General features: G+C 68.3%; 11 protein-coding genes. 5 read left to right on the top strand and 6 right to left on the bottom strand.

Annotated features, from left to right (window positions below; genetic code table 11):
* Nucleotides 1-33 precede the first annotated feature (33 nt).
* From O5O54_RS01660 to O5O54_RS01645, 4 genes are all read right to left on the bottom strand, one after another.
* Nucleotides 34-1,092, bottom strand: coding sequence for a sn-glycerol-3-phosphate ABC transporter ATP-binding protein UgpC (locus O5O54_RS01660; RefSeq protein ID WP_279477999.1), 1,059 nt, complete (start codon nucleotides 1,090-1,092; stop codon nucleotides 34-36).
* A gap of 138 nt (nucleotides 1,093-1,230) precedes the next feature.
* Nucleotides 1,231-1,983, bottom strand: coding sequence for an SDR family NAD(P)-dependent oxidoreductase (locus tag O5O54_RS01655; protein ID WP_279477998.1), 753 nt, complete (start codon nucleotides 1,981-1,983; stop codon nucleotides 1,231-1,233).
* A gap of 14 nt (nucleotides 1,984-1,997) precedes the next feature.
* Nucleotides 1,998-2,987, bottom strand: a complete 990-nt coding sequence (denD, locus tag O5O54_RS01650) for a D-erythronate dehydrogenase (protein WP_279477997.1) — start codon at nucleotides 2,985-2,987, stop codon at nucleotides 1,998-2,000.
* A 53-nt stretch (nucleotides 2,988-3,040) separates the two neighbouring features.
* Complete coding sequence (locus O5O54_RS01645; RefSeq protein ID WP_279477996.1) at nucleotides 3,041-3,817, bottom strand: FadR/GntR family transcriptional regulator; 777 nt, start codon at nucleotides 3,815-3,817, stop codon at nucleotides 3,041-3,043.
* 223 nt (nucleotides 3,818-4,040) lie between these two features.
* Between O5O54_RS01645 and O5O54_RS01640 the strand changes: the two genes are divergently transcribed.
* A complete protein-coding gene (locus tag O5O54_RS01640; RefSeq protein WP_279477995.1) occupies nucleotides 4,041-5,675 on the top strand; it encodes a peptide chain release factor 3 in 1,635 nt (544 codons plus the stop codon).
* A 95-nt stretch (nucleotides 5,676-5,770) separates the two neighbouring features.
* Nucleotides 5,771-6,358, top strand: coding sequence for an NAD(P)H-dependent oxidoreductase (locus O5O54_RS01635; protein WP_279477994.1), 588 nt, complete (start codon nucleotides 5,771-5,773; stop codon nucleotides 6,356-6,358).
* A gap of 16 nt (nucleotides 6,359-6,374) precedes the next feature.
* On the opposite strand, the gene pncA is transcribed toward O5O54_RS01635, so the two are convergent.
* On the bottom strand, nucleotides 6,375-7,004 hold the full coding sequence (gene pncA, locus O5O54_RS01630) for a bifunctional nicotinamidase/pyrazinamidase (protein ID WP_279477993.1): 630 nt from the start codon (nucleotides 7,002-7,004) through the stop codon (nucleotides 6,375-6,377).
* A gap of 120 nt (nucleotides 7,005-7,124) precedes the next feature.
* Between pncA and O5O54_RS01625 the strand changes: the two genes are divergently transcribed.
* On the top strand, nucleotides 7,125-7,544 hold the full coding sequence (locus O5O54_RS01625; protein ID WP_279477992.1) for a DUF4174 domain-containing protein: 420 nt from the start codon (nucleotides 7,125-7,127) through the stop codon (nucleotides 7,542-7,544).
* Between the two features lie 158 nt (nucleotides 7,545-7,702).
* Here the strand turns inward: O5O54_RS01625 and O5O54_RS01620 are convergent, their stop codons facing one another.
* Complete coding sequence (locus O5O54_RS01620; RefSeq protein ID WP_279477991.1) at nucleotides 7,703-8,524, bottom strand: polyphosphate kinase; 822 nt, start codon at nucleotides 8,522-8,524, stop codon at nucleotides 7,703-7,705.
* A gap of 144 nt (nucleotides 8,525-8,668) precedes the next feature.
* Between O5O54_RS01620 and O5O54_RS01615 the strand changes: the two genes are divergently transcribed.
* Nucleotides 8,669-11,989 carry a helicase-related protein gene (locus tag O5O54_RS01615; RefSeq protein WP_279477990.1) on the top strand — a complete coding sequence of 1,107 codons (3,321 nt, stop codon included), beginning with the start codon at nucleotides 8,669-8,671 and terminating at the stop codon, nucleotides 11,987-11,989.
* Between the two features lie 257 nt (nucleotides 11,990-12,246).
* Complete coding sequence (locus O5O54_RS01610) at nucleotides 12,247-13,284, top strand: heme-binding protein (protein WP_279477989.1); 1,038 nt, start codon at nucleotides 12,247-12,249, stop codon at nucleotides 13,282-13,284.
* Nucleotides 13,285-13,446 lie beyond the last annotated feature (162 nt).

Here is a 13,446-nt window from a genome sequence, read left to right as displayed (position 1 = left end):
CCCCGTTGCCGCCCGCGCCGATACGCCGAACGCTTAGAGCCGTTGGCCCGTGGCCGCGTCGAAGAGATGCACGGCCTCCGGATCGATCGAGACGTTGAGCGTCTCGCCCGGCTTCAGAGTCACGCGCTCACGGAAGACGCAGGTCACCGCCGTCTTGCCGAGTTCGCCCATGACCTGGCTTTCGAAGCCGGTGGGCTCGATCACCACGACCTTGATCGGGATCGGGCCGCCGAGGCTGATCGCCTCCGGCCGTGCGCCGTAGACGAGGTCCCGCCCCCTCGCCGCCTCGTGCCGGCCGCTGACCGGCAGCACGACGCCGTCGGACGTGACGAAGCGGGTCGGGTCGTTGGCGTCCAGCCGACCGTGCAGCATGTTCATGGCCGGCGAGCCGATGAATCCGGCGACGAAGAGGTTGTTCGGCCGGTCGTAGAGCTCCAGCGGCGCGCCGACCTGCTCAACGATGCCATCGTGCATGACCACGATCTTGTCGGCCATGGTCATGGCCTCGATCTGGTCGTGCGTGACGTAGACCGTGGTCGTCGTCAGACGCTGGTGGAGGTTCTTGATCTCCGTGCGCATCGACACGCGCAGCTTGGCGTCGAGGTTCGACAGGGGTTCGTCGAAGAGGAACACCTGCGGGTCGCGCACGATGGCCCGGCCCATGGCCACGCGCTGGCGTTGGCCGCCGGAGAGCTGGCGCGGGAAGCGATCCAGAAGATGGGACAGGCCGAGGATCTCGGCCGCCGGCTTGACCCGCCGTTCGATCTCCTCGCGCGAGGCCTTCTTCAGTGCCAGCGAGAAGGCCATGTTGTCGGCCACCGACATGTGCGGATAGAGCGCGTAGTTCTGGAACACCATGGCGATGTCCCGGTCCTTCGGCGGCACGTCGTTGACGATGCGGTTGCCGATGCGGATTTCGCCGCTCGTCACATGTTCCAGGCCGGCCAGCATGCGCAGCAGCGTGGACTTGCCGCAACCCGACGGCCCGACCAGGATCACGAACTCGCCGTCTTCGATCTGGACGTTGACGCCCTTGATCACAGGATGCGAGCCGAACGACTTGCGAACGTCGACGATATCGACTGACGCCATGTGGTGTCCTCCCGAAGGTCGAAGACCCGGAGGCCCGGCTTGTCCCGCCGGTTTTCCCCGATCCCGCACCTTGTTTCCGTTGCGGGCGCCAGCGCGCCCGTTGAAGTCCGCGGCCCCCTCGGGGCCGAATGCAAAGGCTCAGCCGCGGCCGACGAACGGCATCTTGGTCGCCATGACGGTCATGGTCAGCACGTTCGCCTCCAGCGGCAGCGAGGCCATGTGGGCAACCGCACGGCCGACATGGGCCGGATCCATCGTGGGCTCCGAGGCGATCCGCCCGTCGGCCTGCATCACGCCGGCCGACATGGCGGCGGTCATGTCGCTCGCCGCGTTGCCGATGTCGATCTGGCCGCAGGCGATGTCGTACTTGCGACCGTCCAGCGAGGTCGATTTCGTCAGGCCCGCGATCGCGTGCTTGGTGGCCGTGTAGGGCGCCGAGTTCGGCCGCGGCGTGGTCGCCGAGATCGAGCCGTTGTTGATGATCCGCCCGCCGCGCGGCTCCTGCGCCTTCATCACCTTGAAGGCCTGCTGCGTGCAAAGGAACGCACCGGTGAGGTTGGCCGAGACCACCGTGTTCCACTGCTCGAAGCTGAGATCCTCCAGCGGGATCGCCGGTGCGACCGAGCCGGCATTGTTGACGAGAAGGTCGAGACGGCCGAAGCGATCGCGAATGCCGTCGAATAGCGCCGCGACCGACGCGGGATCGCCGATGTCGGCGACCATCGGCACCGTGCCGTGTCCGAGCTCGCCCGCCGCCTTCTCCAGCACGTCCTTGCGCCGCCCGCAGATCACGACCGTCCATCCGGCACCGACCAGCGCGGTCGAGATCGCCTTGCCGACCCCGGTCCCGCCGCCTGTCACGAGTGCGATCCGGCTCCGCTCACCTGTCATCCCCGATGCCTCCGTCATGCCTGCACGCTGCCGCCGAGTTCGTCCTCGATATGCGCCCGCACGATCTCCTCGAACGAATCCTCCACCGTGAAGCCGAGGTCGCGGGCGCGCTTCGCCTCGATGTCCGGCGCCCAGCCGTCCACGATGCGGATGATCGTCTCGTCCGGCACGCGCTTGACCAGCGCCAGCGCCTTCTCGCCGGCCACGGCCCGCAGCGCCTCCAGTTCGTCGCCGACCGTGGCCGACAATCCGGGCATGTTGAGGTTGCGGCGTGGGCCGATGGGGGCGGTATCCATGGTCGCGGCGTGCAGGAAGAAGCCGACCGCCGCCCGGGGGCTCGCGAAGTAGTGTCGGACCGTGTCGGCCACCGGAAGCACCGCTTCCTTGCCCGACATCGGCTCGCGCAGAATGTTGGAGAAGAAGCCGGAGGCCGCCTTGTTGGGCGCGCCGGGCCGCACGCAGATCGTCGGCAGGCGCAGGCCCACGCCGTCCAGGAAGCCGCGACGCGTGTAGTCGGCGAGAAGCAGCTCGCCGATCGCCTTCTGCGTGCCGTAGCTCGTCAGCGGCGTCAGTGCGAAGTCCTCCGGCACGCGATCGGCGAAGGGCGCGCCGAACACGGCGATGGACGAGGCGAAGACTACGCGCGGGCAGTAGCCCGATCGCCCGTGCTCGTGCCGGATCGCGTCGAACAGGTCGCGCGTGCCGTCGAGATTGATGCGGTAGCCCTTGTCGAAATCGGCCTCGGCCTCGCCCGAGACGATGGCGGCGAGGTGGAACACGACGTCCGGCCGCTCGGCGATCAGCGCCTCGGTCGCCTTCGGCGCCGAGACGTCGATCGCCTGTGTCGCGACATCGGCGATCTTGCCGTCGGGCGCCTTCGGCTCGACGACGTCGACCATCACCAGGCGATCGACCGCTTTGCCCCCGAGGGCTCCGTCCCTGGCGATCCGCTCCGCGAGCTTCCGCCCGATCATCCCGGCCGCGCCGATGATGAGCACCTTCATGCGTCTTCTCCTCCCCTGCCGCCGGTCCTCGCCTCCTCGCGAAGAACCGGGGCTCAGCCCGTCTGGCGGGCTTGCGTCTTGCCGCCCGCGACGGGCGGTAGGCCCATCACGCGCAACGTTGTCTCGTAGATGCGCTGGATATGCACGTCGAAGGCCCGCACCGTCGCCTCGCGGTCGCGCCCCTCCAGCGCGCGCAGGATGGCGGCGTGGTCGGCATGGCTGCGGGCGATCGCGCCGGGCTCGGACACCGCGCGATGGCGCTGCTGCATCATGTAGCCGAAGAGGTCGCTCACGAGGTCGGCCAGCACCGGGTTGGCGCAGCGCCGATAGATCGCGAGATGGAACTCGCGGTCCAGCACGAGAAACCGCACCGGGTCCTCCAGCGTGCTCGCCTGCAGGACCAGCGACTGCCGAAGGAAGCGCAGCGTCTCCTCGTCCATCCGCTCGGCGGCGTCGCCCACCACGACGCGCTCGTTCAGCAGCCGGGCCGCATGCACGTCGTCGAGCCCGTAGCGGTTGATGAGGCGCGCCTCGCGCGAGCGCCGGAACTCGGGTCCCACCTCGTCGGAGCGAACGCGGGTGCGCGCGCCGTGCAGAACCGCGAGCAGCCCCTTGGCCGCCAGGATCTGCACTCCGCCGCGCACCGACTCGCGACTCACCTGCAAGGCGGCGGCCAGGTCCCGCTCGCTCGGCAGGTCGTCCCCCACCTGGAAGATGCCGGACGCGATCAGCATCGCGATCTTCTCCGCCACAACGTCCCGCACGTTCCGACGCACGATAGCCTCGCGCAGCTCGGGAGCGTTCTCCAGGACGAATTCGGACAGCGACATGGCGTGGACCCCTGACCACTGGCACGACCAGCGGACCAGTCGAGCCTTTCAGTCGCGCATTTGTCTGTCAATTGGTCGCATGTGCTGCACTGCGGCACCTTGGACCCGCCTCGGTCCCTGCCGACAGCGAAGCCCTTGCGATCGTTCGGACAAGTCGTCATTGGAAGGGCCATCGTTTTGGCGGACCCTCCATCCGCCCGCACAGACTTTGAAAGGGCGTGCCATGAGCGCCGCAACGGACATCGCCGCCTCCGCCTCCAAGAGCGATTCGCCGGCCCCCAAGGGTTTCGCCGCCCGGCGGACCTTCGCGATCATCTCCCACCCGGACGCCGGCAAGACCACGCTGACGGAAAAGTTGCTGCTCGCCGGCGGCGCCATCAACATGGCGGGCGCGGTCAAGGCGCGCGGCGAGAACCGTCGCGCGCGCTCCGACTGGATGGAGATCGAGCAGTCGCGCGGCATCTCCGTCACCTCCTCGGTGATGACCTTCGAACGCGAGGGGATCACGTTCAACCTCCTCGACACGCCCGGCCACAGCGACTTTTCCGAAGACACCTATCGGACGCTCACCGCCGTCGACAGCGCGATCATGGTCGTGGACGTCGCCAAGGGCATCGAGAGCCAGACGCGCAAGCTCTTCGAGATCTGCCGCCTGCGCGACATCCCGATCATCACCTTCGCCAACAAGGTGGACCGCGAGGGCCGCAGCGCCTTCGAAGTGATGGACGAGATCGAGGAAGCGCTCCAGCTCAGCGTCTCGCCCCAGGTCTGGCCGGTCGGCATGGGCTCCGACTTCCACGGCTGCTACGACCTCGCCACCGACGAATACCTCTACTCTTCCGTGCGGGCGGGCGGCGCCTGCGACACGGTCAAGCAGATGACGGGCATCGACGACCCGGCGCTGGACGCCATGGTGCCCGAGCACGTACTGACCCGCTTCCGCGAGGAGGCCGAGCTGGCGCGCGAGGGCTACGCGACCTTCGACGGAGAGGCCTATCGCCAGGGGCACCTGACGCCCGTCGTCTTCGGCAGCGCGCTGCGCGACTTCTCGGTAGATCAGCTCCTGCGCATCGTCGCGCGCTTCGCGCCGCCGCCACGCTCGCAGCCATCCGACAAGGGTCCCGTCGATCCCCGCACCAGTTCCGTGTCGGCCTTCGTGTTCAAGGTCCAGGCCAACATGGACCCCAACCACCGCGACCGCGTCGCCTTCGTCCGCTTCTGCTCCGGTCACTTCAAGCGCGGCATGAAGCTCAACCACGTGCGCTCCGGCAAGCCGCTCGCCGTCAACAACCCGATCTACTTCTTCACCCAGGAGCGCGACCTCGCGGAGGAAGCCTTCGCCGGCGACGTGATCGGCATTCCGAACCACGGCACCTTGCGCGTCGGCGACACGCTGACGGAAGGCGAAAACTTCCGCTTCACCGGCCTGCCCTCCTTCGCACCCGAAGTCATGCGTCGCGTCCGGCTCGAAGACACCATGCGGATGAAGCAGTTGCGCCGGGCTCTTGAGGATCTGGCTGAAGAAGGTCTGGTGCAGGTCTTCAAGCCGATCATCGGCTCCAACTGGATCGTCGGCGTCGTCGGTCCGCTCCAGCTCGACGTTCTCGCCTCACGGATCAAGCAGGAATACAAGACCGACATCGGCTTCGAGCCGGTGCCCTATTCCACCGCGCGCTGGATCTCCTCGCCGGACGAGAAGAAGCTCAAGACCTTCATCGACGAGAACAAGATGGCGGTCGCCGAGGACCGGGACAGCCGCCCGGTCTTCCTGCCCAAGGGCGACTGGGAACTGCGCTACGCTCGCGAGCGCAACCCGGACCTGCGCTTCGACGAGACGCGCGAACTCGTGGCCACCTGAACGGCGCGACGCTCCGTTCACCGTCGCGGGCCCTTTCGGCGGTTGCGCTGCAGCGACGACGATGCACATAGGGATCAACGCAATCGGAGGTTCCCATGACTGACGTCGCCGTCCTTGTCGGCTCGCTGCGCCGCGATTCCATCAACCGCAAGCTCGCGCTGGCACTCGGCCAGCTCGCCGCGCCGCGCCTGAACTTCCGGCTCGTCGATCTCTCCGACGTGCCGATGTACAACGACGACCTCATTCACGACCTGCCCGCCCCGGTCGCACGTTTGAAGCGCGAGATCGAGGCGGCGGACGCCGTGCTCTTCGTCTCGCCCGAATACAACCGCTCCTTTCCGGCCGTCCTGAAGAACGCCATCGACTGGGGCACCCGCCCCTATGGCAAGAACTCCTTCAGCGCCAAGCCCGGCGGCCTCGTCGGCACGTCGCCCGGCGCCACCGGCGCGTCGGCCGGGCAGAACCACCTGAAGAGCGTCCTCAACGTGGTGGACGTGGTCCTGATGGGGCAGCCCGAGGTCTACCTCACCTGGAAGGCCGAGGACTTCGCGGAGGACGGCACGATCGTCAACGACCACACGCGCGAGTTCCTTCAGCGCTATGTCGACCGTTTCGTGAAATGGATCGAGCGGACCTCCGAACCCAAGACCTCGGCCCAGGCCGACGCCAACGGCACGAACTGAGCCTCCGGCCTCCGGCTCACCCGAGTTCGGAGGCCGCCACCCGTCCGATGCCGCGCCGCTCGAACTCGGCGAAGGTTCGCTCCAGCGAGCCGTCGAGGTCGATGGCCCGGCAGGCGTCATCCACCACGAAGACCGGCCATCCCGCTTCCGCCGCGTCGAAGGCCGTCCAGGCCACGCAGAAGTCGGTGGCGAGGCCGCAGACGAAGACACGCTCCGCACCGCGCTCGCGCAGGTACCCGCCGAGACCCGTCGCAGTCGCACGGTCGGCCTCGCGGAAGCCCGAATAGCTGTCGATCCCCGGCTGGTGCCCTTTGCGCAGGATCGCCTGCGCGTGCGGCACGTCGAGACCCGGATGGAACGCCGCCCCCTCGGACCCCTGCACGCAATGGTCGGGCCAGAGCACCTGGCGGCCATAGGCGACGTCTATCGTGGTGAAGGGCTCGGCGTCATGCGTGCTGGCGAAAGAGATGTGCCCGGCCGGGTGCCAGTCCTGCGTCAGCGCCACGATCGCGAACCGCCGCGCGAGAGCGTTGACCACGGGCACCACGGCGTCGCCGTCGTCGACCGCCAGCGAACCGCCGGGGCAGAAGTCGTTCTGCACATCCACCACGATCAGGGCGTCGCGCCCGCCGATCACCTGCCGCATGGACCCGGTTCTCCGTTCAAACGATTCCGTCGCGGCGGAGGCTAAAGGCTCGCCATGTTCCTGCCAAGGAACGCGACCTCGCGCCGCTTCGTTGACCGGAGACAGCACGGAGCCCCGACCATGGATCCCCTATTCCTTGCCCCGATCGTCCTGGCATCGACCGTCGCCGCCTCCGCCGTCGGTCTCGACGCGCTGCGCTGGGAGAGCCGCGTCCTTCTGATCGTCTCCAGTCCGGAAGGAGCGGCGGAGGCCGAACGGCAGAAGGAACTCCTCCGCGGCCGCGAGCGCGATCTCGCCGAGCGCCGGATGACGGTGATCGCCGTCCAAGGCGACGACGTTCGTTTCCTCGCCGGAAACACGGTCCCAGGCCTGTCCGCCGCCGACCTCCGCGCCAAGGCTGCCATCGGCGACGCCTCCTTCGCCGCGGTCCTGACCGGCCTGGACGGCGGGGTGAAATGGGTGGCGAAGAGCCCGACCTCGCTGGACGAGATCAACGCCGTGGTGGATGCGATGCCCATGCGCCGCTCCGGGCTGGACTGAGCGCCGACCTTGAAGGAAGCTCCCCGAACCCGTCCACGTGCACCGCGTCATGCTCGGCCTTGAGCCGAGGATCTACCCATGTCGAGGAGCCGCCCCGCTGCAGATTCTCGGGTCAAGCCCGAGAATGACATCGCGGAAGGGGGCCTGCCGCCTGCCCCTCACCCCCCGGCCTTTTCCAGTTTCTTCAGCTTCTCGAATTGCTTCTCGATATCCTTGCCGACAGGCCTCGGGGTGAGATCGACGCCCGCCGACAGACGCTCGGCGATATGCTCCAGCACCGTGATGCGCGCGAAGCGCTTGTCGTTGGCCGGCACCACCAGCCAGGGCGCGCAGGTGGTCGAGGTGCGCTCCAGCATCTCGTTGGCGGCGTCCTCGTAGTCCGACCAGCGCTCGCGATTGCGGAAATCCTCGTAGGAGAGCTTCCAGCGCTTCAACGGATCCTCCATCCGGTCCTTGAAGCGTTTCAACTGCTCGTCGGGAGTGATGAACAGGAAGACCTTGGTCATCCTCGTGCCGGAATCCGTCAGGAGCTTTTCGAACCCGTTGATCTCGTCGTAGGCCCGCCCCCATTCGGCCGGTTTGGCGAACCCCTCGACCCGCTCCACCAGGACGCGGCCATACCAGGACCGGTCGAAGACGCAGATTTCCCCTTTGCCCGGCAATCGCTCCCAGAAGCGTGAAAGGTAGTGGTGGCGAAGGTCCTCCGGCGAGGGCGCGGCGATCGGCCAGACCTTGAAGCCGCGCGGGTCCATCACGGCGGACATGCGGCGGATCGTGCCGCCCTTGCCGGCAGCGTCCCACCCCTCGAACACGCAGACCGCCGCGTCGCCCGTATGGAGATAGGCCTGGTGGATCTTCATGAAGCGGACCTGCACCGCCTTCAGCCGCTCCTCGTACTCTTCCTTCCCGATCGCCTTGGTCATGTCGAGGCGCCCGAGCGGGCGGTGCACCTTGCCGTGGTCGTTCCCTTGATGGGCCATTCGTCCCTCTTTTCCTGCCTGCACGCCCGCCGGACGACGGGCCGTTGGCGACACATTGAACCAGGCTCCGCGCGAAAGGATCGGAGTCCGGGATCGCGCGTTTGTCCCGAACCCGGCGCTCCGCCGGCATGAGTGATGCGTAATATGCTCCAGTCCGTCGACCTCGACACCCGCGTCTCCAATGCCGAGACGATCTCCCCGCTCCATCCCGTGGGGGCCACAGCCGTCCGGCTGATCGACCGGAAGGCCGAGGGCGGCGGGCGGCCGCTCGTCTTCGTGGCGCAGACGGCGCGGCGCGCCCGCGACATCGCCGCCATTCTCAAGGCCCTGGAGCCCGAGGCGAAGGTCGCCTACTTCCCCCCCTGGGACTGCCTGCCCTATGACGGCCTGTCGCCCTCGCGCGCCGTCATGGGTCAGCGGATGGGCGTGCTGCGCTGGCTGACCAACCGCGCGAACCTTCCCGAAATTCTCGTCACCACGGCGGAGGCTCTCGTCCGCCGGGTGCCGCCGCGCACGGTCTGGAAGAAGCTGCACCGCGAGTTCAGGGCCGGCGACGCCCTCGACCTCGAAGAGATGCGTCCCTTCCTCCAGAGCCTCGGCTATCTCTTCGACGACCGGGTGGACGAGCCCGGCGAGGCGGCGATCCGCGGCCGCGTGGTGGATTTCTTTCCCGCGGGCGGCGAACTGCCCTGCCGGATCGAGCACGAGAAGGGCCGCATCGCCTCCATCCGCTCCTACGATCCCGTCACCCAGCGCACCATCGCCGAGATCGCGTGCCTCATCGTCGACCCCGCCAGCGAAATCGTCGGGGACGAGAGCGCGCCGGAGCCCGTCACGGACGCGCGCCTCGCCCGCAGCCGGCGCAAGCTGGAAACCGTCTTCGACTATCTCGACGGCGCGCCGCTCCTTCTCGAGGAAGGCTCCGACCGCCGAGCGGACGCCTTCCTGGAAGCCGCGCATGCCGCCTTCGAGGAGGCGCAGGACGGCACGCGTCCGAAGGCGAAGGCCGACCTTCCCGCGCCCGACAAGCTGCTCCTCGCGCCTGCCGAGTGGCGCGAGGCTGTGGCCGCGCGCCTCGACGCGGTGATCGTGGAGCCCGCCGGCGACGAGCCCGATGCCGTCGCGGGGCTTCCGAACTTCGCGGCCGAAGCGGCGCCCTGGGCGGCCCTGCGCGCCTTTCTCGCGCACGCCGGCGATCGGCTCCGACTGGTCCTGGCCGCCGGCTCCAAGCCGCTCCTCAACGACTGGCACCGCCGCGCCCGGCGCAATCTCGGCGGCGACTGGGAGCGCGCCAGCGGCTGGGCCACCGTCGCCGACTCGTCCGAGGGCAGCCGCTGGTCGATGCTGCTGCCGATCACGGAAGGCTTCGTGCTGCGCGATCGCGGCGTCGTGGTGGTCACGCCCCAGGACCTCGGAGGTCAGGCCGCGACAGGCGCCTCCGACCGCGGCTCGGCCGCCCTTCTCGGCCATCTCGACGACTACGAGATCGGCGACGCCGTCGTGCATATCGACCACGGCGTCGGCGTCCTGCGCGGCCTCGAGACCATCGAGCGCGACGGGCGCACGCTCGATGCGTTACGGCTCGACTATGCCGACGACGCCTCGCTCCTTGTGCCGCTGGAGGAGATCGGCGCACTGTGGCGCTATGGCGCCGACCCCGGCGACCTGAAGCTCGACAGGCTCAAGGGTGAGGGCTGGCTGAATCGCCGCAACGACCTCCTCCAGCGCGTGCAGGACACCGCGCGCGGCATGGTCGACCTGATGAGCGTGCGTCGAAAGGCCAAGGCGCGCGCGATCCGCCCCGAACGGCGTGCCTTCGAGCGCTTCTGTGCCGGCTTCCCCTATGCGCTGTCGCCCGACCAGGCCGCCGCCGTCGATGCCGTGCTGGCCGACCTCGCCTCAGGGCGCCCGATGGACCGCCTGGTTTGCGGCGATGTCGGCTTCGGCAAGACGGAAGTGGGCCTGCGCGCGGCGGCGGCGGCCGTGTCGGCCGGACATCAGGCCGCGATCGTCGCGCCGACCACGGTCCTCGCCCAGCAGCACACCCGAACCGCCTTGCGGCGCTTCCGCGCCATGGGCGTCGAGGTGGCGCACCTGTCGCGCCTCACCCCGCCGGACGAGGGGAAACGCATCAAGGCCGGTCTGAAGAGCGGCGAAATCCGGCTCGTCGTCGGCACGCATGCGCTGTGCGGCGAAGGCATCGCCTTCGAGGACCTCGCCCTCGTGGTCATCGACGAGGAGCAGCGGTTCGGCGCCCGGCACAAGGCGCGGCTGCGCGAACTCGGGCCGGGCGGCCACGTCCTCACCATGACGGCGACGCCGATCCCGCGGACCCTGCAGGCGAGCTTCGTCGGCCTCAACGATATCAGCGTGATCGCCACGCCGCCGATGCTGCGCCGGCCGATCCGAACGATCCTCCAGCCCTTCGACGACGACCTGGTCCGCGACGCGCTCCTGCGCGAGAAGAGGCGCGAGGGGCAGAGCTTCGTGGTCTGCCCGCGCGTCGAGGACATCGAGCCGATGGCCGAGCGCCTGCGCGCGCTGGTTCCCGAACTCGAGCTCGCCGTCATCCACGGCAAGCTGCCGGTGGAAACGATCGACGAGGTGATGCTGGGCTTCGGCGACGGCGTCGGCGACGTGCTCCTCGCGACCAACATCATCGAGAGCGGCCTCGACGTGCCCGCCGCCAACACGATGATCGTCTGGCGTCCCGACCGCTTCGGCCTCGCGCAGCTCCACCAGTTGCGCGGACGCGTCGGCCGCGGCACGCGGCGAGGCACGTCCTATCTCCTCACCGATCCCGAGAGCGAACTCGCCGAGACGACCGAGCAACGGCTGCGCACGCTGGAATCGCTGTCGGGTCTCGGCGCCGGCTTCACCATCTCGACGCGCGACCTCGATCTGCGCGGCGCGGGCGAGCTTCTGGGCGAGGAGCAGGCGGGCCATCTGCAGCTCGTGGGCCTCAGCCTCTACCGGCACCTCATCGAGCGGGCGCTGGCCGTGGCCGAGGGCCGGCCGGTGGCGGACGACTGGACGCCCGACATCGCGCTCGGCGCCAGCGGCGCGATCCCGGCCGACTACGTGCCCGACGCGGCCGCGCGCATCAATCTCTACAGCCGGATCGACCGGTTGCGCGAGCGCTCCGACCTCGAACTCCTGGTGGACGAGATCGGCGATCGGTTCGGCCCGATCCCGTCGCCGACCAAGGTCTTGCTCAAGGCGGCGGAGCTGCGCCTGCGCTGCCGCGAACTCGGCATCCAAAAGCTGGCGGCGGGTCCGAAAGGCACCGCCGCGACGTTCCGCACCAAGGACGATGCGGCGCGCCACGCCACGCGCCGTCTGCCGAACGGGTGGAAATGGTCGGACACCAAGCTGGTCTCGCCGCAGGGCGGAGAGACGGTGGCCGAGCGCTTCGTCGCCGCCCGCACGATGCTCGACGCCGTGGACCAACCCGCTGCCGGATAGGGCGCAAAAAAGGGGCGGCCCGAGGGCCGCCCAAGTTTGGCTGGAGTATCAGGTCATGAAGAAACCCGATGCACCCTAATTGGTCATTCCGTCCGAAGGTTGCGACGAAACTTACAGAAATTTAAGCAGCGCGCCCCGGCACAGAATGTGCCCCGGGTCGCAACCAAGCATCTCCGGCGACGTTACGTCGGCGCCGCGCTCGTCGATCGAGGCGTGTTCTGTCGCGGCGCCTTGTTGGTAGATGTTAGGAGAACGAGATGTTCCGAGAGAAGCCTTCGGCCTACGATCGGTTGAGCGACGTGATCGGAGACATCGGCGAGCGGCTTTCGGACATCGAGTCGCGTCTCGTCGAGCGGATCCATCCCCGTCCGTCCAAGGCGGAGCGTTTGCGCCGCGCGGTCGAGCGCGAGGTCAACCGTCTCTACGCGTCGTCCGAGCCGTCCTATGCGCGATACCTGCCGGGCTTCCTCACCGGCTGGTCGCTGCCGTCGGCGCAGGATGCGCGCTCCAGCCTCCACAGCGCCCGCCGCTCGCTCGCCGAGGGCGCCTACGAAGCGCAGGACCAGATCTCTGGCCTCAGCCGCTACCTTCCGTCGAGCGCCTCCTTCCTTCCGTCCTGGGGTCATCAGGCCAGCTTCCGCACCGGCCGCGGCTACCAGCGCAGCAAGGACTACCTGCGCGAGAACCCCAACGTCTCCACGGCGCTGATCGCGGGCGGCGCAATTCTGGCGGTGGCCGGGGCGATCTACGTCACGAAGAAGATCGCCGACCATGCCGAAGAGCCGGACTACGACACCGTCCGCAAGGACGGCGACATCGAGATCCGCGACTACGACGGGCTCGTCGTCGCCGAGACGATCAAGACCGGCTACCATGAGAAGGCCCGCCGCCGCGGCTTCGAGAGCCTTTACGACTACATCGCCTCGAACAACCGTTCGGGCAAGAAGATCGCGATGACGGTGCCGGTCCTTCAGCAGCTTTCGGAAGGCGAAGGCCGCACCAAGGGCTGGGCGATCCGCTTCATCATGCCGAAGAAGTACACCAAGTCGAGCCTTCCGACGCCGAACTCCAACGACGTGACCATCCATGAGGTCCCGGCCAAGCGCGTCGTCGCCATCCGCTTCAGCGGCAACTTCACCGCCACCACGGCGTCGAAGAAGCTGATGACGCTCTACAACTACATCGCCGACGAGAACTTGAAGCAGAAGGGCGACCCGATCTACGCGTTCTACGACGCGCCTTGGACCCCGGGCTTCCTGAAGCGCAACGAGATCCTGATCGAAGTCGAGCGCTGACCATCAGGTCGCCATTGCGATACGAAAGGCGTTCGCTCCGGCGGGCGCCTTTTTCGTTCGGGGGGTGCCGCCCTCACCGCAATCGTCACCTATGGGCTTGACCCAAGGGTCTGCCGCGTTGCGGCCGTCCTCTACGTCGTAGATCCTCGGGTCGAGCCCGAA

Origin of the sequence: Aureimonas sp. SK2, assembly GCF_029813115.1 — a bacterium.
Classification (GTDB): Bacteria; Pseudomonadota; Alphaproteobacteria; order Rhizobiales; family Rhizobiaceae; genus Aureimonas.
This window is presented reverse-complemented; position numbering and strand designations above follow the sequence as displayed.